Here is a 24,145-nt window from a genome sequence, read left to right as displayed (position 1 = left end):
GCCGTTTCTTGAGCTCAGCAGGTTCTCTTTGTTTCTATACTCCCACAGACTTTCTTACTATGAAGCAAACGAAATGATGGCGTTAGCGCTCCCGGATGATTGCCCATACCCCCAAAACACCGCTTTATGTTCATCATCTAATAGACCAAGCAGTGCTGCTAAGTGACGTCCACCTGACTCTACACCCGCAATTCGCGAATATTGGGTAAGCATTTCACGCGCGGCTGCATAGTCGCCTTTCATTAAATAATCAATAAATTGATTGTCCATCGCCTGTTCTGACCTAGTCGGCATATTTTCTCTCCCCCTAACGAGGTTGTGAGATAACGCACCGCTGCTAATGAATACTGTCCGTTTGGAGCTTTCCCGCAGTATCATTCCTATTTGTTCGCCCCATTGGTATGTTTCATCCAAACTGGCTGCACAACAAATGGATAAGTTAATGACCGGTATATCTTGATTAGGAACTAAATAACGAAGTGGAACGACTGTGCCATAATCCCAAACATAAGTCGGGTCGTTCAGTTCTATAATAGGAAGTCCGGCCTGCTTACCTGCTGTCACTAGGCTGCGGGCCAGTTCCTCATCTCCTGGATAATCATAAGGAACATCCGAGATGAGATCTGGACATTCGAGCGCTGTTAGAATCCCGTTATGCCGCGGCGTAGCATCAACATAATGGTGAAACGTTGTAGGAAAATGACATGACATCAACACAATGGCCTCTGCCTGCAAATCTTGAATTCGATCCCTCATTTGCCGCAGGCCTTTAATTAATTCCTGTTGGAAGACAGGCGACCGTTCCTCATGGCAAATGCTCGGAACATGCGCTGCTAATAAAGCCATTTCAAGCGACATCGAAATCTCCTCCTTATTGATGATTGATATCCGAGACTGATTTCCCGCCAATTCCCCAGTGAGTCGTTGGAATTTCCGATACAAGAACACGTATTTTCTCTTTAGGTGAATCCAGTTCTGATGCAACGGCATCTGTTACACTGGCGATCAATGCTTTAATTTTCTCCGGTGGCCTTCCTTCCAGCAGCTGAATGTTAATGATAGGCATTTCGTAAGCTTCCTTTCCTATAAAGTTTGACTGGAGATTACAATTTAGATATCATTACACTATTTATTAAAATGGAAAATGTCTTGGACTTTCTTGAATCGAAATCCATCTTAACGTTGTAAATTCCTCAAGCGACCATTCTCCGCCAAATCTGCCTAGTCCTGAATGTTTCTCTCCTCCGAAAGCGATATGAGGCTCATCGTTCACACTTTGATCATTGATATGAATCATACCCGTTCTAATTTGCTTAGCAACACGAAGACCTCTCTCGATGGATGATGTAAATACAGAGCCGCTTAGTCCATATGGCGTGCCGTTAGCCGCTTGGATTGCCTCCTCTTCGCTTTCAACCGGAATAATGACGGCAACAGGGCCGAAAATTTCGGTTTGTGCAATGGTCATATCATTCGTCGCATCAATTAGAATGAAAGGTTCCATTAGGTTGCCGTTTATGTTTCCTTCCACGATTAATTGCGCTCCTTCATCTACGCTTTTATGCACCAATTTCAAGATACGGTCAATTTGCTTTTGATTGATCATTGGGCCGATAAACGTGTCTGGTTCCATCGGATCACCGACTTTTACCTTTTCTAATTTCCCTTTGAATACTTCAATAAACTGGCTGTATACTTTACGGTCAACAATGATTCGGTTAATGGACATACAAATTTGACCTTGATGTACGAATTTGCCGAAAATAGCCGCTGACGCAGCCTGTTCGATATCAGCGTCATCCAGCACAATAAATGCACTGTTGCCGCCTAGCTCAAGCGAAGCCTTCTTCAATTGTTGAGCGGCTATAGCTGTGATATGTTTACCCGCTGCAGTTGAGCCTGTAAATGAAATCATATTCGGAATCGGATGCTCTATAAAAGCATCCCCAATCTCGCGCAGATCGGAAATGACCAAATTAAACAAACCCGCAGGAATGCCCGCTTCTTCAAAAATTTGTGCAAGGAGGATTCCGCCTGAAATAAAGGTCTGAATATCCGGTTTGAGCACGACGCCGTTGCCTGCTGCGAGCGCAGCAACTACAGAACGCATAGCCAAATGAAATGGAACATTCCAAGGGGCGATAACGCCAACTACACCTACCGGAACACGGAGCACTCTGTTTTCTTTGCCAGGAATAATGGAAGGAAGTATTTCATGACGCATACGAAATGGATAAGTTGCAGCTTCTTTCATGCAAAGAATGGTTGAGTTTATTTCAAAATGTGCTTTCCCGTGACTGCTTCCCAGCTCTTCTATTAATAGCCTAATGATTTCATCCTTTCTTCTTTCAACAATTTGAGCAGCCCGTTCGATCACTTGCGCCTTTTCGAATGCAGATACAGACTCCCACTCTTTCTGCAATTCGAAGGAAGACTTATAAGCTTCATCTATATCTGACTGATTGGCTAGCTTTATTTCTGTGAGGGGATCACCATTAAAGGGGTTTTGATTCAAATAACGCAGCTCGCTCGAGCCCTCTCTCCACTGTCCTCTGATCCACATTTTGTTGTAATCTGGATACTTCAATTGTTATCCCTCCATTAATTTTATAAATGCTCCTGAATCATGAAGTTCAGGCGGCCATTCACATAAGTCAAAAGGATAATCTGATCCTGGAACGACTCTCTCTTTACCGACCAACTCAATAAGATATTGTAAGGCTGAAGAATTCCATAGAACCGTGTCATACCAGAAACGTGTTAAATAATCAAAGGGAGAGGATTGCATAGATGATGAAACCGCTTTCCAATTCTCATAGCCTTTATGAATTCTTCCAATTTGATAAGGAAGGAAGCCTCCGCCATGAGCAAGTAAAATTTTCACATTCGGAAATTTGTCTAATATACCATGAACGATTAGGTCTACAGCACAAACCGTCGTCTCCCACGGCACTCCGATCAGGTTAGCCATCATTTTGTGACTAAGCCTTGGATCCATATTAAGTAAAGGGTGTATAAATAGAACTGCTTTCTGACGGTCGGCTTCTTCCCAGAAAGGAATAAATTTATCGTCAGACAGCCTATTCCCAGACCAGGAGGAAGCAATGATCGCTCCCTTCAGACCTTTGCCCATTACACGATTTAATTCCATGGCTGCACGTTCTGGTTCGTTTAAAGGAAGCGTAGCGAGTGCGGATAGTTTAGTTCTGTTTGCCTGAACCAATTCTACGAGGCTGTCGTTATATACAGAGGCCAGTTCAGACGTAATGTCTGATTCAAACTCATACAGAAATAATTGTGGGATAGGCGATATAAGCGAGTGAATAACACCCGCCTTCTCTTGCTCTTTTAAATAAAGTTCCGAGTTCACAAATGCTTCTTTCAGCTCGAATTCCCAGCTGCCGTTCACATTTAGAAATTCCGCTTTTGCCGGATCTCGTTTGATCCATTTGGCATGAACTTTATTTTGATTCGCTCTAAGCCATTCCATCACATCATGGGTCACAACGTGCGTATGGGCATCGTACATAGAGGGTGCTACTCCTTTACAACAAAGTCCACAGATCCAATCCCTGCGAATTTGGCAGAAACCGTGTCTTTGGCTTCGAACTGAATTGCGCCTGTAATGCCTCCTGTCAATATCACTTGACCTGCCTTAAGCTTAAGCCCTCTGCGTCCAAGCATATTCGCGAGCATCGCTACTGACTTCGCAGGATGTCCAAGCACCGCAGCACCCGCACCAAGATCGCGAGTATGTCCGTTGATTAATAGGGTGACTCCTATCAGATCCAATTCAAGTTTATGAGGAGGTTGTAACAATGTACCAAATAAAACTCCCGAGGAAGAAGCATTATCCGCTATAACGTCTGGCAGCGTAAAATTAAAATTTTCGTAGCGGCTATCAATAATCTCAAGTGCAGGCGTTATATATTCAGTCGCGTCAAGAACTTGATGAATTGTAACGTTCGTCCCTTCAAGGTCCTTGCCTAAAATAAAGGCAATTTCAGCTTCTACCTTCGGATGAATATAGTCGCTTAAGGAAATTTCTTGACCTGATTTCACCATATGATCAAATACATAACCATAAATAGGTTCATCTACCCCCATTTGCTTCATCTTCGCTTGGCTCGTTAGCCCCATCTTCGGACCGACAATATTATGGCCGTGCTCAAGCTTTATTTGAACCAAATGTTCTTGGATTTCGTAAGCCTCCTCTACACTTAATTCAGGGTACTGCAGAGTAATGCGAGGCACTTCTCTTTTTTCCAATTCAGCAAGGTGTAAATATTTGGCGATCTTTTTAACTGTTGCCGTGTCCATCTGCTCTCCTCCAAACCATTAAACAGAATATATCGCTTTGTTTTTAGCTAATTCAGCAGCGACATCGACAATCATATCTTCTTGACCGCCGACCACCTTCTGACGGCCCAGCTCAATCAGTATATCTCTAGAGTCGATCCCGAATTTTTTGGCTGCCCGCTGGGCATGGAGCAGGAAGCTGGAGTATACACCTGCATAACCTAGAACCAAACTGTCTCTAGTAATTTCCTGAGGTGCTTGGAGAATTGGAGCAATGATCTCTTCAGCTGTGTCCATTATTTTATATAAATCAATACCTGTTGAAATTCCCATTCTATCCAGCACTGCAACGAGCACTTCCGTTTGCGTGTTCCCAGCACCCGCTCCTAGGCAACGAATGCTTCCGTCAATTCGTGTCGCGCCTTCTTCTATGGCGGCTAGAGTATTAGCCAATGCTAGAGACAAATTGTTATGAGCGTGAAACCCAATATTCACAGATAAACTCTGGCGCAGTGCATGAATTCGTTCCTTCACCTCATGCGGAAGCAGCGCCCCTGCAGAATCGAACATATACACCGTATCGGCTCCATAGCTTTCAAGTAGTTTAGCTTGCTCAACTAATTTATGGACTGAGGCCATATGAGACATCATTAAGAAACCAACGGTCTCAAGACCTAACTCCTTCGCCGTCTGAATATGCTGAGCAGCCACATCTGCTTCCGTGACATGCGTACCTATTCGTGCCATCTTAGCTCCGAGCTTAGCCGCTTCTTTCAAATCCTTAATCGTACCGATGCCAGGCAGCACCAGAACAGCAATGTTCGATGAACCGCATACGGAAACTGCGGCTTCAATGAGCTCCATTTCATTCGTCCGTGATAGACCATACTGAAGCGATGAACCGCCTAATCCATCCCCATGAGAAACCTCGATATATGGAACTCCCGCCTCGCCTAGTGCTTTAGCTACCTGAGTAACCTGCTCTGTCGTATATTGATGCGCAACCGCATGGCTCCCGTCTCTAAGGGCGACTTCCGTAATGAATAATTCTCTTTCTATACTCATACCTGTTCATCCTCCGTAAAGAGCCAATTTATCAAGCTTATGGCGCGCAAGTTCCTCTGCAGCTTTTACCGCGGCCGAAGTCATAATGTCTAAGTTACCTGAATATTTCGGCAAATAATCTCCCGCTCCTTCAACCTCAAGGAAAACAGTTACTTGATTGTGATCAATAATCGGTTCTGTTCGCAAACGATATCCTGGAACATAAGTCTGAATTACTTTGACTGTCTCATGGATCGAAGCTGCAATGGCAATAGCATCCACATGTTCGCCATCTACCAAAGCATGGACCGTATCTCTCATTAAAATCGGTGGTTCTGCCGGGTTTAAAATGATAATGGCTTTGCCTTTTTTGGCACCACCGATCATTTCAATCCCCCTTGCCGTCGTTTCCGTAAATTCGTCAATGTTCGCGCGAGTCCCTGGGCCTGCACTTTTACTCGAAATGGTCGCAACAATCTCAGCATAATTTACCGAGCATACCTTATTAATCGCATGCACAATCGGAATCGTGGCCTGCCCTCCGCAAGTTACAAGATTGATATTCGTTTCATCTAGATGCTCTACCAAATTAACATTTGGGATGACTAGAGCACCCACAGCAGCGGGTGTTAAATCAATGGCGATTTTATCGGCATTTCGCAATGCCTTAGCGTGGCGAATATGCGCCTTAGCGGAAGTCGCATCAAAAATAATATCAGCCAGATCAGGCTGTTCAAGAAATCCTTCAATTCCTGAATCAATCGTTACATATCCGAGTTCCTTTGCACGACGCAGACCGTCCGAATCCGGGTCAATGCCGATCATCGCTGTCAATTCGAGCAGCTCTGATCTTTGCAGCTTTAACATTAAATCCGTGCCGATATTTCCCGAACCGAGAACAGCAACCTTAACTTTAGACATGGAGCGTCTCCCCTCCTTGCTTCATATTAAACCGGATTGAAATGAACGCTAACTTCACCTAAGTGGGCTAATCTAGCGCTGAAATGATCACCGGGTTCCGCGTTCACTGCAGCAGAAAGAGCGCCCGACAGGATCACTTCCCCTGCCCTCAGGATGATGCCGAATTCAAACAGCTTATTCGCAAGCCATGCGACGCAAGCTGCCGGATTGCCAAGAGCGGCGGCACCAACACCCGTATTCATGATCTCGCCGTTTCTGTACAGTACCATTCCGATTTGCGTTAAATCTATATCGGTTGGTTTAACCGGTTTACCCCCTAGCACAAAAAGTCCAGAGGATGCGTTATCTGCAATTGTATCTTGGAGCTTGATTTGCCAATCCTTAACCCGGCTATCGACAATTTCAAGTGCTGGCAGCACAAAATCAGTAGCCAGTATTACATCAAGTGCGCTTACATTTGGACCAATTAGATCACGCTTCAGTACGAAAGCAATTTCCCCCTCTACCTTCGGCTGCAGCAGACGAGAGAACGATATTGTCTCGCCGTTACCCACAACCATATCATCAAGCAGATGGCCGTAATCCGGCTGGTCTACGCCAAGGAGCTTCTGCATCGCAATGGAAGTTAAACCAATCTTCTTTCCTACTACGCGGCGGCCCGTATCTAATTTCTTCTGAATCGTTGCCAACTGAACCTCATACGCTTCCTTAATTGTAATCTGCGGATCCAATGAAGTAAGGGGTTCTACACCTTGGCCCATCAGCTCTGCCTGCTCAAGATGCGCTGAGAAACGGGCGGCCTTTTCCGAAATCAAATCGTGCATGGGACGTCCTCCTCTGGTTTATAGCTTGATGCAAACATTCGTCAATTCAGTATAAAATTCAAAGCTGTGCACGCCGCCTTCACGCCCAATACCGCTCTGCTTCATTCCGCCAAACGGCGTTCTAAGATCACGCAAAAACCAAGTATTAACCCAAACGATTCCTGCCTCAATCTGCCCGGCAACTCGGTGCGCACGCCGCAAATCATTCGTCCAAATGGTCGCGCTAAGCCCATAATGCGTATCGTTTGCTTGTTCAATGACCTCTTCTTCACTGTCGAAAGGAATTACGGTGACAACTGGCCCGAAAATCTCCTCTCTTACGACACGGCAGCCGTTATCTAACCCCACAATAATCGTTGGTTCAAGGTAATATCCTTTCTCGAAACCTTCAGGCCGTTTACCGCCGAGCAGTATATGTCCGCCTTCTTCCTTTGCCAGCTCAATATAGCTTGTAACTCGCTCATAATGCTCTCGGCTAATCAAAGCTCCGACTTTTGTCTCTTGTATGAATGGATCGCCAACAATGAGCCCTTTCGTTTTCTCTACAAATTTGTCTAGAAACTGATCATAAATAGACCGTTCTACATAAATTCTCGATCCGCAAAGACATACTTCCCCTTGATTGATGAAACTTGATTTTAAAGTGGTCTCGATGACTTCATCCAAATCTGAGTCGGCAAAAATGATATTCGGATTTTTACCCCCTAACTCGTATGAAAGACGTTTCAACGTTGTTGAAGCAGAAGCCATAATGGCCATACCGGTAGTCGTTTCACCCGTGAATGTAATGCCGTTCACATCAGGATGTTCAACAAGAGCAGCACCTGCGGAATTCGGACCGAAGCCGTGGACTAAATTGACAACGCCGTCCGGAACGCCTGCATCGCGGCATATTTCAGCAAGAACTGTTGCTGTCATCGGCGTCAGCTCCGCAGGCTTCATAACAACGGTGTTCCCTGCCGCCAGAGCAGGAGCAAGTTTCCATGTCAGCAGCAACAGGGGCAAGTTCCATGGATTGATTAGCCCTACCACCCCTAGAGGGCGGCGAATCGAATAATTTAGGGCGACATCATCCGTTTGTGATGCTTCATTACTCAGCGTACGAATATACTCGGAAAAGAAGTGGAAATTGTAAGCTGATCTCGGAATATCTGTACTGCTCGACAGCCAGAGTGGTTTACCTGTATCGAGAGATTCCAAATACGCAAGCTCATCTTTTCTTTCCAAAATCAAGTCTCCAATGCGCCTTACAATTGCAGTGCGCTCGCTTGCCGTCATCTTCTTCCAAGGTCCTTGCAGTGCTTTCTTTGCCGCTTGGACAGCAAGATCAACGTCGGCTGAACCTCCTTCCGCAACGATCCCGAGAACTTCTTCGGTTGCCGGATTGATATTATTAAAAACTTTGCCATCCACCGAAGGAACGAACTCGCCGTTAATAAAGTGCAGGCAGTCGATCGCTTTAACTTTTACAGCTGAAGGTGCCTGTTGCATCATCCATGTCTCCTTTTTGTTATAGAGTAAGTGATACTTCCACAATAGAGCACACGGTCATTCTATTAGAAGAACGATGTTCCATTATAGTGAACATGAACATTAAATTTTTTACTCAATTTACTTTTTTAGGATGCAATGCTACGATGATTTCAACTTGGGCTTTATAATCCTTTCCGTTATAGGAGGTCTCTACTATGACAAAAGAAAATAACGAGAAGCGTCTGCTGTCTTCATTACAAAATGCACTGCATATTCTTCTCTCTTATTCGTTGGATACTCCCCTGCAAGGAATTACAGACATTTCGAATGCACTCGGGCTTGGAAAAAGTACGGTACATCGTCTCGTAACGACACTGGCTAATGAAGGATTTCTTGTAAAGGATAAAGAGACGCAAAAATACCGATTAGGATATTCTGTACTAGCTTTAAGCGGGGTCGTCACATCTAATTTGGATATTTATAACGAGTCGTTGCCTATTGTGCGGAATCTAGTAAATAAGGTTGATGAAACTGCTCATATCGGTGTGCTCGACGAGGGGCATGTCATTTATTTGCTCAAAGTAGAATGCAATCACCTCGTTCGATTTCTAACTCATGTCGGAAGACGAAATCCTCTCCATTGTACAAGCTCCGGTAAAGTGATCCTTGCTCACCAAGAAACCGAATTTATTAACAACTATATTGGAAGCGATTTAAACGGCTATACCAAAAATACGATTACAAACCCTAAAACACTTCTTAATACGTTAACGGAAATTAGAGAGCAAGGGTATTCAACCAGCTATGAGGAGCTTTTAGAAGGCGTCCATTCCGTAGCAGCTCCGATTCGCGATTATACCGGAAAAGTCGTTGCGGCCATTACGATTGTTGGTCCAAAGCAGCGGATGCTTCAATCGAAAGCGCCATTTTTCGCCAAACATGTCATTGAAGCCGCCAATGAAATTTCGATGCAGCTTGGATATATTAAAAGAAAAAGTAAAATATAGAATTACAAATCCATAGGCAATCCTGTGTAATTTTCAGCTAGACTCGCCCCGGCTGCACGCGAGGATGTTACATAATCTAGCTCAGCCAGCTGAATTGCGCGTTCGAAAGGTGTATGTTGATGGTCGCGGTGAAGCATCGAGGTCATATACCAGGAGAAACGTTCCGCTTTCCAAATCCGGCGCAGACATTTCTCTGTATACCGTTCAAGCTCAACGGTTTTACCGGAAGAATAATAAGCTTGAAGCCCTCTTGCCAACACCTGCACATCAGCTAAGGCGAGGTTCATCCCTTTGGCGCCGGTAGGCGGAACGATGTGCGCTGCATCTCCTGCCAAGAAGAGACGGCCGTACTGCATTGGACTTACGACAAAGCTGCGCATAGAAACAATATTTTTTTGAATAATCGGCCCTTCAATTAAGTTGAATCCGTTGTTCGTTTCGAGCCGAGCGTGCAGTTCGGTCCAAATGCGGTCATCGGACCAATTTGCAATATCGTCTTTAGGGTCAACTTGGAGATATAGGCGCTGAATTTCAGGCGAGCGGGTACTAAGCAGTGCAAAACCACGATCGTGATTTGCATAAACGAGCTCGGGAGCCGAAGACGGGGCCTGAGTAAGAATACCTAACCAGCAAAAAGAATACTTCTTCTGAAATTCTGTACGAATATTTGCCGGGATCATTGGCCGGCTAGGTCCGTGGAAGCCGTCGCAGCCCGTAATAAAATTGCATGAAATTTCGTGAAGCTCCCCGTCTTTATCAGGACGAAAACGGATTTTGGGTGAATTCGTATCAAGGTCATGCAAACTGACATCTCCGACACCAAAATATATTTGTCCTCCATTATGTAATCTAGCAGCTGTTAAATCTTTAATGATTTCATGCTGCGCATATACGGTTACTTGCTTCCCACCGGTAAGTTCGTACATGTTAATTCGATGGCCATTGCCGTTAAACCGAAGTTCGATCCCATGATGAAATTGTCCTTCTCTCATCATTCGTTCACCGACACCAGCAGCATTCATTAGATCGACTGTACCTTGCTCAAGAACACCTGCCCGAATCGTCCCTTCTATTTCTTCACGAGTACGATTCTCAATTACGATGGATTCAATCCCCTGAAGATACAATAGGTGCGAGAGCATTAGACCTGCCGGCCCAGCGCCGATAATTCCAACCTGCGTGCGCATGTTTTCGTCTCCTTTTCGGATTTTATTGTAATGAAAACGCTTCCTATTGTTTTTGATCATAAGCCACTCATGATGGACACGCAACTGTGTTGTTACTCTATGTGGAACAGAGGGGTATTTAACATTAACAGTAATGACTCCTACTTTGAGTATAATGGATTCATAATAAAATTAGCTCCCCAGATTAGCTGCATAACAGTTAATCCAGAAAGCTAATGGAAATCGTTTCAAATAAGCCTAGCCATTTAAGATTTGTACGGAAATCCTTTAACACACCTTCACCTAATATTTTTGAAAGCTCAAGCAGTTCGAACACCTGCTTCACATCCGCAGATAAATTAATGACTTCAACGCTGCTGCCATTGTCTTGCAAATTTTGAATGAGCGTAATTAATAATCCAATGCCAGAGGAATCTACAAAAAGCACTTTCAAAAAATCCATTTCAATCTGCCCGCTCTTCATTAACTCAGGCACAATTTCATCCTCCATTAACTCGGTAGCGTCAATATCCATATCGCCTTCAAACGAAACGATCGTCTTCAATTGCTCATTCACAATTTGAGGAAATGGATCACCCAAGGCTTGAAAAGTCCAGCTCATAAGTGAATAATTCCTCTTTTGAAGAATCGATTGGATTTACCATAATAATGCACTCTTTTGGACGTTCTGGAAGATGAGGTGACAGCATGTTATAGATCACCATAGCGACAACCTCTGATGTTGGGTTCAAATCAGGCTCGCCTTCTACCGTAACATCAAGATAGTAATTGTGACCGTGACCGTGAGGATTATTACATTTGCCGAACAACTTTATCTTTTCTTCATCAGATAAATGATGACTATGCAACCGATGTGCAGCACTAAAGTAAAATTTTCGAGTTAGCCGCGTCAAAGAACCTGCCTCCTTTTCCGAACTTAAATAGTGATTCTCGTAAATTCTAATACGATGTAGGTTGCATCCTTCAAAACGGTTTTCAAGAGAATTCCAAATGGACCTAGCCAAATTTTTCGTAGTTGGAATATGGTGCTGAAAATAAAGGTGTTCACGATTCAAAAATTTACCGTCAAGCTCCCCTTCAACAAACGATTTTACGATCCGTTTGATATCTGTTGTATTCACTACAATCCCAGATTTTTCATTCAGCACCGTTGACATTCCTCTCCTGTATTAATTCCTCGAGATGGACCGATCGAACTCCTCGCATAAGGCAACATTCTCAGCAAATAACCCTTTTTTCACAGTTGTCACTGTCGTTGCACCCGGTTTTTTCACTCCTCTTGCGCACATGCACAAGTGAGTTCCCTCAACAGTTACAATAACGCCCTTCGGTTTTAAGACATTAACAATCGCACTCGCGATTTGTTCCGTCATTCTCTCTTGAACTTGTGGTCGTGCTGATACGAGATCTGTTAATCTAGCAAATTTACTGAGTCCCACAATTCGTCCATCTGGTATATATCCAATATGAGCTTTGCCGTAAAACGGAATGAGGTGATGCTCGCAAAATGTATAATAGGAAATATCCTTAACAGTGATAATCCCGTCATATTCTTCTTCAAATGTTGTGGTGAGTGCCGTTTCAGGGTTGACACCTACACCAGCAAAAACCTCCCTGAACATTTTAGCGACGCGTTTTGGAGTATCTAAAAGACCTTCTCGATCCGGATTTTCACCTATTTCCTTAAGAATGGTTCGAATACTATCTTCAAGGGTATTATTGTCTACCATGTTGTTATTAACTAATGACTTCATTAGATTCCCTCCTACGTAACGTTAGAAAATCCAGTCCTTTTAAAAGGCTGGATTTACTTAAAAAGAACTTACAAGTTGGCAGTCCAACCATTGTAGAATAAAACATTTCGTAAAAACACTAACATAGGACTTTTGGACTGTCTACAAAATCTTATTCTATGGGTAAATATCCCTATACAGTAATATTATATACGTGTTAGAGCGTATTCCAAAGTTCTTTGACTAATTAATAGTGTCTCAGCAATCTCTTTATTACTTTTGCCTTGTGCAAGGTTTTTTAATATTGTAAGTTCTTTTTTACTAATAGAATTTTTTTGATTTCCTATTTCTGAAACATGTTCAAAAATGATTTGTCTGCGGAGTGTTTTGATTAACGATGTTGAAATAATCGTCTCTCCGTTTAGAGCACAGCGAATCGCTGTTATCAATTTTTCACGAGTGGCCGTTTTAGGAATAAAACCCGAAATTGGGATTAATAAATGAACGAATTTAATTGTTTTTACTTTCATACATTTTGCTCCTTGTGGTCTGAGTGATTCTGCATAATTATGTATCCATATTCTCACAGAGAATGGAGAAAGCCATCTCCAACAACCCCAAAAATAAGAAGGTTGATTTGAACATGGCTCATACAGATTAACGCAAATTGGCTAATTTTTCATCAACTTTTTTAAAATTAAATATTCTGAATATTTACTCAGCTGATTAACATTTTCTGTGTAATATCTGGAATGAGAGCTTGTAGCTCGTTACTTGAAATCACCTAACTACAATGTCTCCTACTTATAGTAAGAGTTTTTTTATTACTAAAGGATTTTAGCTATAAAGCGGCGAAATCATTACATAAATGTCCACATCCCAGGAGGAGTTTCATGTTTAGCCGTAAACAGTTAGAGGATATTAAAAATCTACAACGTCTATGCGAGGCAGAGGATCATATTCAATTGAAACTGAACTGGGATATGCTCCACAATCGAAATAATGATGAGAGCAATGACTTTCTTCACTATGAAAATGAGGAGCTTGCCGGATTTATTGGTCTTTATGACTTTGGCAATTCCGTTGAATTGTGCGGGATGGTGTCGCCTAACTACCGAAGAAAGGGGATATTTTCCAAACTGTTTACAAGTGCTCTTGAAGAAATTACAAAGCGAAAAAAATATACCCGAGTTCTTCTGAATGCTCCAGCAAACTCTTCTTCGGCTAAATCATTCCTGCAAAATATTTCGTGCACATTCTCCGTCTCTGAATATCAAATGAAATGGTCAGAAACTGAACTGTTCGATTACGATGACGTTACCATAAGGCCCTCTAAACCAGAAGACCTTCAAGACGAAATACAACTGGATGTTCGTTGCTTTGGCTTTTCGGAGAATGAAGCTGCTGATTTTAACCATCGAGTTAAACTTCATAATCCACGGGAATTTTATATGATAGAGCACGATCATCAGGCGGTTGGGAAAATACGAGTTCATCATGAAGGGCAAGAAGCATGGATCTACGGGTTCGCCATATATCCTGAATACCAAGGAAAAGGAATTGGAAGAAAAGCTCTTAAAAAGATTATTAAGGACGAACACGAAGCGGGATACGGCATTTTCCTAGAGGTTGAAGCGAGAAATTCTAATGCGCTGCGGCTCTATGAATCCTGCGGTTTTAAAGTTGTCCAAGGTCAGGATTACTATCAATATAAATGAATACACTCGGAGGCTGCTCATGATTAACTATGATCATAAAGTATTTAGATCTGTTACAAATACAGATAACGGGGAAGTATCCGATGAAACTATTTTTCACTACAAGCAGGAAGGATCTATCATCCATGCGGAGTACAAGGGTGGAAATATACTATTCGGCACATTAGTCGGTACTGTAAACGATCAAGGACGCTTATCCTTTCGGTATAATCATGTGAATACTGAATACGAACTGAGAGGCGGTATTTGTACGTCAATTCCTGAAATTTTATCTGACGGGCGTATTCGGCTGCATGAAAAGTGGAAATGGCTAGATGATGAGAATAGTGAAGGCGAATCGATCATCGAGGAAATCAAAGAGCTAACCTGACAACAGGTTAGCTCTTCTTGTTATAACGGTCGGTTGACGGAATCAAGCAATCGGCGTGCCGTTTGGAAGTTTCTTCATCCGGAGTTAAGAGTATGACATCCCCTTTCTCAGGAACGCCTCCTAATACTAAAACTTCAGAATCAAAGTCCGCAATACGTCTAGGAGGAAAATTAACAACGGCGACGATCTGTCTCCCTACTAGCTTGTCCGGAGAATATCTTTTTGTAATTTGCGCGCTTGATCGCTTAATGCCTAGTTCACCAAGACCGCCCTATCGTGATAGGTTGCGATCTATTTTCACCAGACTTTATTCTGTTAGCTGCCTGGCAATTATGGTCTAAATACTTCTGTCCCGTTCAAAATGACGCGATAATGAATATCCGCTTTCAGCGAATCAGATACGGCGCAGTACTTTTCTTTGCCAAGTTGAATTGCTTTCCATATCCGGTAATCCGGAATGTCGCCGTCTACTTTGAAAATAAGATCAATCGAGGTAAATCCTTTTGGCGCCTCTTCCTTTCTCGTTCCTACAGCTGCAATCTCCATATTTTTAATAGAAGAAAGGAATGAATCAAGAATCATCGTTACATCGATCCCGATGCAGCCGGCTAAACCAGCCAATAACAGCTCCATCGGAGTGGCTCCATTACCCTCACCGCCATATGCTGCTGTTGCGTCCATGCCAATTTCATAACCGGAAGGACCAACCGATGTAAAGGAGCGTTTTCCATTCCATACTGTCTTTACAATCATATTAACGCCTGCTTTCTGTAATTGGTTTGTCTATTAATGTTCAGTAATTTGTCGTAAAAACTTCTTCGCCCGCTCCGTCTGTGGATGATCAAAAAATGCCTGCGGGCTTCCTTCTTCAACGACTACACCGTCAGCCATAAATACGACCTTGCTTGCAACTTCACGTGCAAACTTCATTTCATGCGTAACGACCAGCATCGTCATCCCATCTTGTGCAAGCTCCCGCATAACGCTAAGCACCTCACCAACTAACTCTGGATCGAGTGCCGACGTCGGCTCATCAAACAACATGATTGCAGGGTCCATCGCAAGAGCTCGTGCAATGGCCACCCGTTGTTGCTGACCTCCGGATAGACGGGAAGGATAGGTATCCTTTTTGTCAGACAAGCCGACACGGTCCAGCAGCCGTTCGCCAATATGAACAGCTTCATCTTTCCTCATCTTCTTGACGGTAAGCAATCCTTCAATTACGTTGCCGAGTGCCGTTTTATGCGGGTAAAGGTTAAACTGTTGAAAGACCATTCCAGTATGCTGACGGATTTCACGAATCAGAGCTTTCCTTTGTCTGGCAGGGAGCTTAGCATCCACATGAATGCCGTTTACTTCAAAGCTTCCTCCTGTAATGTCCTCAAGTCCATTCAGGCACCGTAGAAATGTACTTTTCCCAGATCCGCTGGGTCCAAGAAGCACAACAATTTCATTCTGATCCACTTGGATATCAATATGTTTTAGTACTTCTAAATTATTGAAATGCTTAGATAATTCAAATGTTTTAATGATTGCCATAATTCATCCTCCGTCTCAATACGCTTTCGACAAACGTTTTTCGACGTAATTTAAAATGCTGGAGAAGACAGTACTCATTATCCAATACATAACGGCAATCGATAGATAAAACGGCATATAGACGTAGTACTGGGCTACCAAGAGCTGTGCCGAGCGAAGCAATTCGGTAACCGTAATGACAGAGACAAGCGATGTCTCCTTCAGCATCCCGATAAAGGTATTCCCCATCGGAGGAATCGCCACCCTAGCTGCTTGCGGGAAAATAATTCGCCGCATCGTCTGCCAAGGTGTCATGCCTGTCGCATATGCCGCTTCCGTCTGCCCTTTAGGAATAGACTGGATGGCTCCGCGAAACGTCTCAGATAAGTAAGCACCGATATTAATGCTTAGCGCCACATAAGCTGCGGTAAGAGGTCCAAGTGTAATGCCGTAATCGACGAGACCGTAATAAACAATGATGATCTGAACCAGTGCAGGAGTGCCTCTAATAATGGACACATAGATACGAGCGAGCCCTCGGATGAGACGGTTCCCCTTTAGTCTTGCAAGAGCTACTATTACACCGATAATGAAGCCAAAGAACATCGAAACGACGGTGATGAGCAGCGTATAATACGCACCCTTGAGCAAAAAGGTTAGGTTCTCAAATATAAGATCCATAGGTTATTTCGCCGGTTCCTCTCCGAACCATTTTTTGAAGATGGCATTGTATGTGCCGTCTGCTTTCATATCTTTCAATGCTTTATCCAGTGCATCCCGGAATTCTGGGTTACCTTTACGAACTGCAATACCGGCTTTATCCGCTTTAATGGCCTCTCCAACTGCTTTAATTTTAAATCCGTTCTTTTCAATGATTGGTTTTAGAGCATAAATGTTGTTAATCGTTGCATCAATACGGCCTGAATTCAAATCTTGTAGTGAGGTATTCACATCGTCATATGTTTTAATCTCAAAGTTACCGACTTTCGGAAGCACTTCATTACGCAAATATGCTTCATCGTTTGTACCTAAGCCGACACCGATCTTTTTACCTTTGAAATCTTCGAGCTTGGTGATGCTGTTGTTGTCGTCTCTTACAATAATTCTCACTTCGTTTGTGATATATGGCTCAGTAAAATCCATTTGCTTCTGACGATCTGGAGTAATAGTCATTTGACTGATAACCGCATCAAATTTTTTCGCTTGCAATCCCGCAATCATACCAGAAAATTCTTGAGCGACAAATTCCACTTTTACACCAAGACGTTTTGCAATTTCTTTAGCGATATCCGCATCAAAACCGTCCATTTCTTTCTTATCATTCAAGAAGTTATATGGAGGATACGTTCCCATCATTCCAACTTTCAGAACGCCCGCAGCCTTCACTTGCTCGAGCAAATTAGAGTCTCCCTTTGAATTGTTTGCTTGAGCTGCATTGTTATCTTTCGTCCCGCAAGCGCTCAAAATAACACTCATTAACAACAGAGCGGAAATGATCATTAAAATCGGATTGCGTTTTTGTTTTAACATTGGTTTCTCTCCTTAATCAATTACATTTTTTAACATTTAAATGCCAAGCAGTCCGAAAAATTCAAAGCGTGCCGTTTCAGCGGCTAGTTCTTCAGCGCTTCTATTCGATACTGCCGAATTGGGATCGGCCTTGTTAAGCAGCCACCTGGAAAGGACCCCTTCAATCAAGCTCATCAGCATCGCTGCCCGAAGTTCTGGATCAATCCCCTCCGGAAGCATTCCAAGCTCAATCGCTCTTTCAATATTGCGCCGAAAAGAGACCTCCATGGCAAGTCTCGTATCATGGATACTGCTGCGAATAGACTCATCCACTCCATTACCGGTGAGCAGCAGTTCCATTAAATAGCGATGATCTTCTGCAAACTTGAACAGATTCCTTAACAGGTTCTCTGAAGCTTGAACCATGTCCTGAATCGTCCCTACACGCTCACGATAGCCGCGCGAAATTACCGCCGTCAGTTGTTCCTGACCATCCCGGATAATTTCCAGTGCAATGGCCTCTTTACTTTTGAAGTGCCAATAAAAAGTCCCCTGTGCGACGCCAGCCTCCGCAACAATGTCCGATATTTTCGTCTGATGATAGCCGTATTTTGCAAACCGTTCGAGAGCTATTTGCAAAATTTGATTTCTGCGATCTATCGATTTATTTGAATTTGTATCTTCTATATTCATTGCCCCCTTCCCGATTGACTCGTCAGTCAGTAGAATCAATTAAATCCTATTGGATAACTAAGGATTTGTCAAGAGATGAAAATAAGTTATTTATAATTAATCATAAAAGCCTGAGTCTAACGGGTTACTAGACTCAGGCTCAAAGATTTACTCAATATAGAATTACACTTCTACCAAATGACAAGCGACGGCATGGTCGCCGCCGACACTACGAAACTCAGGAACTTCAGTACGACACCGTTCTACGGCAAACGGGCAGCGCGTATGGAACTTGCAACCTGAAGGAGGATCAGCAGGATTCGGAATGTCACCCTTCAGAATAATCCGTTCTCTTTTACGTGTAGGGTCAGGAACGGGTACTGCAGATAGAAGCGCCTTAGTATAAGGATGCAGTGGACGAGAGAACAATTCGTCTCGATCTGCTATTTCTACGATATTCCCCAAGTACATAACAGCGATTCGGTTGCATAAATGCTCGACCACGCTTAGATCATGCGAGATGAACAAATACGTCAACGAACGTTGCTCCTGCAGGTCGCTGAACAGATTAATGATCTGAGCTTGGATCGATACATCAAGCGCAGACACCGGTTCATCAGCCACGATGAATTCCGGATCCATCATCATTGCCCGGGCAATGCCGATCCGTTGACGTTGTCCGCCGGAAAATTCATGCGGGAACCGTTCCATATGGTAATCCGATAATCCGCAAATGCGGAGTACTTGAACAGCTTTCTCTCTCGCCTCGGCTTTGCTGGCAAGCCCGTGATCGACTATCGCCTCAACCAGTGCGTCTCCAATACGCATCCGCGGATTAAGTGAACTGAACGGGTCTTGGAAAATAAACTGCATTTTCGGACGCATTTCTCTCATCTGTTTCCGATCCAGCGAATACAGGTCAGCCCCCTTAAAAGTTACCTCGCCTGACGTTTTCTCAAGCAGTCTCAGAATTGTACGGCCTGTGGTGCTTTTACCGCTGCCTGATTCGCCAACCAAACCAAAGCTTTCGCCTCTTCTGATATCAAAGCTGACACCGTCTACAGCTTTCACATCTCCTACTTTATAGCCGAAAATGCTATGTTTTACGGGGAAATATTTTTTAAGATCCTTTACGGATAAAATGATATCGTTGCTCATGCTTGTTTCCCCTCCTCCTCATACAACCAGCATGCGGTTTTATGTCCTTGGCCGTCATCGCGCAGGGGAGGCGCTTGTGTACGGCAAATATTCATGCAATGTTCGCATCGATCGCTGAAATAGCACATATTCTCTAGTCCTACGAGGTTCGGAACCTGTCCGGGTATCGAATACAAACGTTCTTTCCGCTGGCCGATCACCGGTTTAGATTTCAACAAGCCTTGCGTATACGGATGACGCGGTTCTTTGAACAACTCAAGAACAGGCGCTTCCTCAATGACTTTACCCGCATACATAACGACAACGTAGTCAGCCATTTCCGCAACAACGCCTAAATCATGAGTAATAAGCAGCGTTGACATCCCGAATTCATCCTTCACCTGACGCAGCAGATCAAGAATCTGTGCTTGGATCGTCACGTCCAGAGCCGTAGTCGGTTCATCGGCAATAAGAAGTTTAGGATTGCAGCTAAGTGCGATCGCAATCATGACGCGCTGCAGCATGCCGCCGCTAAGCTCGTGCGGATAGCTCTTCATAATTTGAGCAGGCCGCGGAATGCCAACGAGCGAAATGAGGCTTTCCGCTTTTTTATGAGCTTCTTTTTTACTAAGGAGCAAATGCTCAATTAACGGTTCCATAATTTGCTCACCGATCGTAAGTACGGGGTTCAAAGAAGACATCGGCTCCTGAAAAATCATTGCGATCTCTTTCCCGCGAAGCCTTGCCATTTCTTTTCGATTCAGTGCCAGCAAATTTTTTCCTTCATATATAATTTCGCCGTCCACAATTTTGCCCTGCGGCTCCGCTACCAGTCGCATAAGCGAAAGTACCGTAACACTTTTACCGCTGCCGGATTCCCCAACAATAGCTACGGTCTCCCCTTCTTTGACGCGGAAGCTGACATCGTTGACGGCTTTTAATGTACCTTCCTCTGTATCAAAATACGTATGCAGGTGCTTAAACTCCACCAATGTATTTGACATTTGTTACCTCACCTACCTGTTGCCTTGCGGATCCAGCGCATCTCTTAAGCCGTCCCCAAGCAAATTTATTGAAATAACCGTTAAAAAGACTGCAAGTCCCGGTGGGATCCACAACCACGGTCTCTTTTGAAAGTCCATCAAGTTGTTCGCCAAATCAATCATTTTACCCCACGACGGCGTTGTTGGACCGACACCGACTCCTAAATAGCTTAGTGCGGATTCGCTCAAAATCGCGCCTCCGACAGTCAGCGTACAGACAACGATAAGCATCGGAAGTGTATTAGGAAGCAAATGATAGAACATTTTACGATAATCCCGTAGGCCTAAACTTTCCGCCGCCTGCATAAATTCACGCTCGCGCAGCGACAAGATTTGTCCACGAACAAGACGGGCGAGTGACGGCCATCCGAGTATACTAAGCATGATCATAACAATATAGATGCGATACTCAGGCGGTACCTTCCACTCTGTCATAATGGCCCCCATGATGATGAGCAGTGGAAGTGATGGGATACTCATCAAAATATCGGCAAGACGCATGATCACAAGATCAACGAAGCCACGGTAATAACCGGATATGACACCGAGACCTCCGCCGATAATTACAGTAAGAATCATAGAGACAATACCTATTGTCAGAGAAATTTGTCCCGCCTGCATTAACCGGGTTAGTACATCGCGCCCAACAAGATCGGTACCGAGCCAGTGGGATGCACTTGGTGCTTTTTTCATATTGAGAATATCTGTATTCCCGTTCGTATAGGGTGAGAATAACGGCCCAATAAAACAAAATATAAACATAAAAATGATAAAAACGAGTCCGAACATGGCTAATTTATTTTTACGCAGCCTTCTCCAAGAATGCTTCCAGAGCGACGGAGATTTTGCCGGTTTCACCCGTGAAGCGGCTGGATCATTGCTAACAGACCTTGTCGTTTCAAGTGCCACAATCATTTCCTCCTCATTTCAACCGGATTCGCGGATCCGCAACGCTGTAAAAAATATCGGCGAGCAAGTTACCGAGTACGGTTAATATCGCCAAGAACATCGTAAAGCCCATCAATACCGTATAATCACGATTGTCTAGTGCTTGCATATGAATATGTCCAACACCAGGCCAAGCAAATATTTTCTCGGTAATGATTGCTCCAGCGAACAGCCCTGGCAATTCAAAACCAAGCAGCGTGATTGCAGGCAGACTAGCGTTGCGTAAAGCATGCTTAAAAATAACAACCCGCTCTTTGAGCCCCTTCGCCCGCGCTGTTCTTACAAAATCTTGCCGAATCACATCAAGCATGTTCGCTCTAAAATAGCGGGTCAAAGAACCGACACTAAGCATTGTAAGTACGGAAACTGGGAGAATCATATGCTTAAGTACTTCCAACACATATGCCATTCCTGTCGAGTTACTGCCGCCATAGGTCATTCCGCCAACAGGGAGCCATTTCAAATCAACAGCAAAAAATTTAATGAGCAATAGCCCAAGGAAGAAGGAAGGAAACGACATCGCTGCAAATACCCCTAGGGTAACGAGTACATCGAACCATGAATATTTCTTTAATGCAGAATAAACGCCAATTAATATAGCAATGGTCCATGTCAGTATTAGAGATACAATAGCAATCAGGAATGAGTTCCAAATATAGTCATTTAATAGGGAAGTGACAGGCTTCTGGAACTGCAGTGAAAATCCGAAATCGCCTTTCATAACATTGCCAAGCCAAATAAAATAACGTTCGATAATTGGTTTATCTAATCCGTATAACACTTTAAGTTCATGAGCTTTTTCCGGTGTTAATTGGATATTGGTATCTACATAGTCACCGGGCGTTAAAGCGAATACAAAGAATATAATAATAGACACCCCGAGCAATGTCGGAATGGCTTGAAGCAATCTGCGGATAATATATTGCCACATAATCTATCCCCTAACAAAATAGAGCTCAGCCGCCAAGCGGCTGAGCCTATTTAATTGTTATTAATTTTCAATCGTAAGTTTTGCAAGATCTCCAGAGATGCCTGTGTATGAGTTTGGCTCAAGTCCATGAATTCTTCCGTTCGTTGCAGACATGACTTTACGGTTGAAGAAGAAAATAACTGGAAGATCATCGTTCAAATATTTGAACAATTCGGTATAAATCTTTTTACGTTCGTTGATGTCCAGTGTGCTGATACTTTTCTGATATAGTTCATCCACTTTAGGATCGGAGTATCCGTTATCAGCCATTTTCGTTGTAAAGCCTTCAACACCGTCAGATGGGTCTAACAAAATGGATGTGGACAAAGAAGCCAAATCGTAATCGCCTTGTTCGCGTTTCGTTAACAGAGCGTTAAAGTCCATAATTTCTGGTTGGAATTGAATTCCGATTTCTTTGTAATTCTCAGTAGCAATTGGAACGAGAATATCCGTCATGCTGCTCTTCGTACCGAGCCAAGTGATTGTTAGCTTTTTACCGTCTTTTTCACGAATACCGTCAGCGCCAACTTTCCAGCCCGCTTCATCAAGCAATTGTTTTGCTTTCTCTGGGTTATATTCGTATTTGTTCACGTCGTCTGTATATGCCCAAGATACAGTACTTGCTGGAATGTTCGCTACCGTAGCATAACCTTGGTAGTTCGTGTCAACAATTTGTTGACGGTTAAGTCCGTATGCGAGTGCTTGACGTACTCTCTTATCTTGCAGATAAGGTTTCTTATGGTTGATGTCTAGGTATGCATAGTTGCTTGCTGTGTAGACATTAACGTTCGCGAAGCCCAAGCTTTGCAATTGCTCAAAGTTTTCAGCGTTCGCTGTGAAACCGTCATAGTCTGTTTCCCCTGCTTGGAACATTTGCAGGTTTGTATCAGGTGTAGACACTTTATAAATGAAATGCTCAATTGCTGGTTTGCCTTTATAATAGTAAGGGTTTGCTACATAACGTACCTCTTGACCCGGGATGAATTTATCCAGTTTGTAAGGACCTGCACCCATTGGTTTGCTGTGCAAAGTACGGATATAACTCAAATCGCCTTGTTTGTAATTTTTGCCGTAGTAAGCTTTGGACAATACCGGTCCACTGATCAATCCAAGCGTTCTTGCATTAACTTCTGTTGTTGTAATTTGAATTGTCAATGGATCAATGACTTTAATACCTTCAATGGAGGATGCTTTACCTTCTTTATATTCCTGTCCGCCTTTAATATGTGCTGGAGTAATATCAAACTCACCATCATAAGATTTGTCATGAAGAATGGTGAGTGTAAATGCTACATCGTCAGCCGTTACAGGTGAACCGTCGCTGTATTTCAGTCCTTTTCTTAGGTGGAAAGTGTATGTAAGATTGTCCGGAGACACATCCCAGCTCTCTGCTAAGCCAGGTACTTGTTTACCATTCTTATCGTAATCGATCAACGAAGCGAACATCGCATCACTTGCGTTGCCATCGTAGCCATTGTGATAAAAGTAAGGGTTGAATACGCCTTCTGGCTCAGTTAGGCCGACAATGAATGTATCTTTGCGATTTTTAGCCGCTTCTGGATTTTTAGACATATCTGTTGCTTTGAAAATACCGTCTTTCACGGCAGCTGGTGCTTCAGCTGATTTTGTATCGGTTGTTGCTGATTGACCAGCAGTATTCGATGCACTATCTTGTGCCCCGCCGCATGCGCTTAATACCAAAGATAAGGACAGTAGTAGCGCTGGGACTAACTTTAATTTGTTGTTCACTTGAATCCCCCTCTAGAAAAAAT

The 24,145-nt window shown here is 43.5% G+C and carries 27 protein-coding genes and 1 pseudogene; 3 read left to right on the top strand and 25 right to left on the bottom strand.

The window, feature by feature from the left end:
• Positions 1-57: 57 nt before the first annotated feature.
• The 9 genes from J2Z20_RS00625 to J2Z20_RS00585 all read right to left on the bottom strand — a co-directional run bounded on the left by J2Z20_RS00625 (position 58) and on the right by J2Z20_RS00585 (position 8,582).
• Positions 58-858 carry a DODA-type extradiol aromatic ring-opening family dioxygenase gene (locus J2Z20_RS00625; RefSeq protein ID WP_209844361.1) on the bottom strand — a complete coding sequence of 267 codons (801 nt, stop codon included), beginning with the start codon at positions 856-858 and terminating at the stop codon, positions 58-60.
• 13 nt (positions 859-871) lie between these two features.
• Positions 872-1,066: a 4-oxalocrotonate tautomerase gene (locus tag J2Z20_RS00620; protein ID WP_209844359.1), complete on the bottom strand. Its 195-nt coding sequence runs from the start codon at positions 1,064-1,066 to the stop codon at positions 872-874.
• 66 nt (positions 1,067-1,132) lie between these two features.
• Positions 1,133-2,563 (bottom strand): aldehyde dehydrogenase family protein, encoded by a 1,431-nt coding sequence (locus tag J2Z20_RS00615; RefSeq protein ID WP_209847119.1) that lies wholly within the window; start codon positions 2,561-2,563, stop codon positions 1,133-1,135.
• A 27-nt stretch (positions 2,564-2,590) separates the two neighbouring features.
• Positions 2,591-3,529 carry an amidohydrolase family protein gene (locus J2Z20_RS00610; RefSeq protein WP_209844357.1) on the bottom strand — a complete coding sequence of 313 codons (939 nt, stop codon included), beginning with the start codon at positions 3,527-3,529 and terminating at the stop codon, positions 2,591-2,593.
• Between the two features lie 8 nt (positions 3,530-3,537).
• Positions 3,538-4,320 (bottom strand): 2-keto-4-pentenoate hydratase, encoded by a 783-nt coding sequence (locus tag J2Z20_RS00605; protein ID WP_209844355.1) that lies wholly within the window; start codon positions 4,318-4,320, stop codon positions 3,538-3,540.
• Positions 4,321-4,338: 18 nt separating this feature from the next.
• Positions 4,339-5,364: a 4-hydroxy-2-oxovalerate aldolase gene (gene dmpG, locus J2Z20_RS00600; RefSeq protein ID WP_209844353.1), complete on the bottom strand. Its 1,026-nt coding sequence runs from the start codon at positions 5,362-5,364 to the stop codon at positions 4,339-4,341.
• Positions 5,365-5,370: 6 nt separating this feature from the next.
• A complete protein-coding gene (locus J2Z20_RS00595; protein WP_209844351.1) occupies positions 5,371-6,264 on the bottom strand; it encodes an acetaldehyde dehydrogenase (acetylating) in 894 nt (297 codons plus the stop codon).
• Positions 6,265-6,290: 26 nt separating this feature from the next.
• A complete protein-coding gene (locus J2Z20_RS00590) occupies positions 6,291-7,088 on the bottom strand; it encodes a 2-keto-4-pentenoate hydratase (RefSeq protein WP_209844349.1) in 798 nt (265 codons plus the stop codon).
• Between the two features lie 18 nt (positions 7,089-7,106).
• A complete protein-coding gene (locus J2Z20_RS00585) occupies positions 7,107-8,582 on the bottom strand; it encodes an aldehyde dehydrogenase (protein WP_209844347.1) in 1,476 nt (491 codons plus the stop codon).
• A gap of 194 nt (positions 8,583-8,776) precedes the next feature.
• On the opposite strand from J2Z20_RS00585, the gene J2Z20_RS00580 reads away from it, so the two are divergent.
• Positions 8,777-9,568, top strand: a complete 792-nt coding sequence (locus J2Z20_RS00580; protein WP_209844345.1) for an IclR family transcriptional regulator — start codon at positions 8,777-8,779, stop codon at positions 9,566-9,568.
• Between the two features lie 2 nt (positions 9,569-9,570).
• Here J2Z20_RS00580 and J2Z20_RS00575 read toward each other — a convergent pair whose 3' ends face one another.
• The 5 genes from J2Z20_RS00575 to J2Z20_RS00555 form a co-directional block, all read right to left on the bottom strand.
• A complete protein-coding gene (locus J2Z20_RS00575; protein ID WP_209844343.1) occupies positions 9,571-10,755 on the bottom strand; it encodes a 4-hydroxybenzoate 3-monooxygenase in 1,185 nt (394 codons plus the stop codon).
• Positions 10,756-10,954: 199 nt separating this feature from the next.
• On the bottom strand, positions 10,955-11,356 hold the full coding sequence (locus J2Z20_RS00570) for an STAS domain-containing protein (protein ID WP_209844341.1): 402 nt from the start codon (positions 11,354-11,356) through the stop codon (positions 10,955-10,957).
• Positions 11,328-11,903 carry a 6-carboxytetrahydropterin synthase gene (locus J2Z20_RS00565; RefSeq protein ID WP_342454235.1) on the bottom strand — a complete coding sequence of 192 codons (576 nt, stop codon included), beginning with the start codon at positions 11,901-11,903 and terminating at the stop codon, positions 11,328-11,330. Before J2Z20_RS00565 ends, J2Z20_RS00570 begins: the two co-directional genes overlap by 29 nt.
• A 21-nt stretch (positions 11,904-11,924) precedes the next feature.
• Positions 11,925-12,509: a GTP cyclohydrolase I FolE gene (folE, locus tag J2Z20_RS00560; protein WP_209844337.1), complete on the bottom strand. Its 585-nt coding sequence runs from the start codon at positions 12,507-12,509 to the stop codon at positions 11,925-11,927.
• A gap of 185 nt (positions 12,510-12,694) precedes the next feature.
• Positions 12,695-13,018, bottom strand: coding sequence for a LuxR C-terminal-related transcriptional regulator (locus tag J2Z20_RS00555; protein WP_209844335.1), 324 nt, complete (start codon positions 13,016-13,018; stop codon positions 12,695-12,697).
• Positions 13,019-13,381: 363 nt separating this feature from the next.
• Between J2Z20_RS00555 and J2Z20_RS00550 the strand changes: the two genes are divergently transcribed.
• Positions 13,382-14,206, top strand: coding sequence for a GNAT family N-acetyltransferase (locus J2Z20_RS00550; RefSeq protein ID WP_209844333.1), 825 nt, complete (start codon positions 13,382-13,384; stop codon positions 14,204-14,206).
• A 19-nt stretch (positions 14,207-14,225) separates the two neighbouring features.
• Positions 14,226-14,576 (top strand): avidin-fold protein, encoded by a 351-nt coding sequence (locus J2Z20_RS00545; RefSeq protein WP_209844331.1) that lies wholly within the window; start codon positions 14,226-14,228, stop codon positions 14,574-14,576.
• Between the two features lie 42 nt (positions 14,577-14,618).
• Here the strand turns inward: J2Z20_RS00545 and J2Z20_RS00540 are convergent.
• From J2Z20_RS00540 to J2Z20_RS00490, 11 genes and pseudogenes are all read right to left on the bottom strand, one after another.
• Positions 14,619-14,838: pseudogene (locus J2Z20_RS00540) on the bottom strand (tRNA-binding protein); the annotation flags it as partial.
• A gap of 68 nt (positions 14,839-14,906) precedes the next feature.
• Complete coding sequence (locus J2Z20_RS00535; protein ID WP_209844329.1) at positions 14,907-15,329, bottom strand: OsmC family protein; 423 nt, start codon at positions 15,327-15,329, stop codon at positions 14,907-14,909.
• Positions 15,330-15,362: 33 nt separating this feature from the next.
• Positions 15,363-16,115, bottom strand: coding sequence for an amino acid ABC transporter ATP-binding protein (locus J2Z20_RS00530; RefSeq protein ID WP_209844327.1), 753 nt, complete (start codon positions 16,113-16,115; stop codon positions 15,363-15,365).
• 15 nt (positions 16,116-16,130) lie between these two features.
• On the bottom strand, positions 16,131-16,775 hold the full coding sequence (locus J2Z20_RS00525; RefSeq protein WP_209844325.1) for an amino acid ABC transporter permease: 645 nt from the start codon (positions 16,773-16,775) through the stop codon (positions 16,131-16,133).
• A 3-nt stretch (positions 16,776-16,778) separates the two neighbouring features.
• Positions 16,779-17,624 (bottom strand): transporter substrate-binding domain-containing protein, encoded by an 846-nt coding sequence (locus J2Z20_RS00520; RefSeq protein ID WP_209844322.1) that lies wholly within the window; start codon positions 17,622-17,624, stop codon positions 16,779-16,781.
• 36 nt (positions 17,625-17,660) lie between these two features.
• The gene (locus tag J2Z20_RS00515) at positions 17,661-18,296 is read right to left on the bottom strand and encodes a TetR/AcrR family transcriptional regulator (protein WP_209844320.1); all 636 of its coding nucleotides are present in this window, start codon (positions 18,294-18,296) and stop codon (positions 17,661-17,663) included.
• Between the two features lie 162 nt (positions 18,297-18,458).
• The gene (locus tag J2Z20_RS00510) at positions 18,459-19,433 is read right to left on the bottom strand and encodes an ABC transporter ATP-binding protein (RefSeq protein ID WP_209844318.1); all 975 of its coding nucleotides are present in this window, start codon (positions 19,431-19,433) and stop codon (positions 18,459-18,461) included.
• Positions 19,430-20,416, bottom strand: a complete 987-nt coding sequence (locus J2Z20_RS00505) for an ABC transporter ATP-binding protein (protein ID WP_209844316.1) — start codon at positions 20,414-20,416, stop codon at positions 19,430-19,432. Before J2Z20_RS00505 ends, J2Z20_RS00510 begins: the two co-directional genes overlap by 4 nt.
• A 12-nt stretch (positions 20,417-20,428) precedes the next feature.
• A complete protein-coding gene (opp4C, locus tag J2Z20_RS00500; RefSeq protein ID WP_342454277.1) occupies positions 20,429-21,313 on the bottom strand; it encodes an oligopeptide ABC transporter permease in 885 nt (294 codons plus the stop codon).
• Positions 21,314-21,377: 64 nt separating this feature from the next.
• Complete coding sequence (locus J2Z20_RS00495) at positions 21,378-22,334, bottom strand: ABC transporter permease (protein ID WP_209844312.1); 957 nt, start codon at positions 22,332-22,334, stop codon at positions 21,378-21,380.
• 60 nt (positions 22,335-22,394) lie between these two features.
• Positions 22,395-24,122 (bottom strand): ABC transporter substrate-binding protein, encoded by a 1,728-nt coding sequence (locus tag J2Z20_RS00490; protein ID WP_209844310.1) that lies wholly within the window; start codon positions 24,120-24,122, stop codon positions 22,395-22,397.
• Between the last annotated feature and the right edge of the window lie 23 nt (positions 24,123-24,145).

The organism is Paenibacillus sediminis (genome assembly GCF_017873765.1).
GTDB classification, from domain to species: domain Bacteria; phylum Bacillota; class Bacilli; order Paenibacillales; family Paenibacillaceae; genus Paenibacillus_AG; species Paenibacillus_AG sediminis.
Note: the sequence above shows the minus strand (reverse complement) of the source record. Positions and strands in the feature narration are given on the sequence as shown.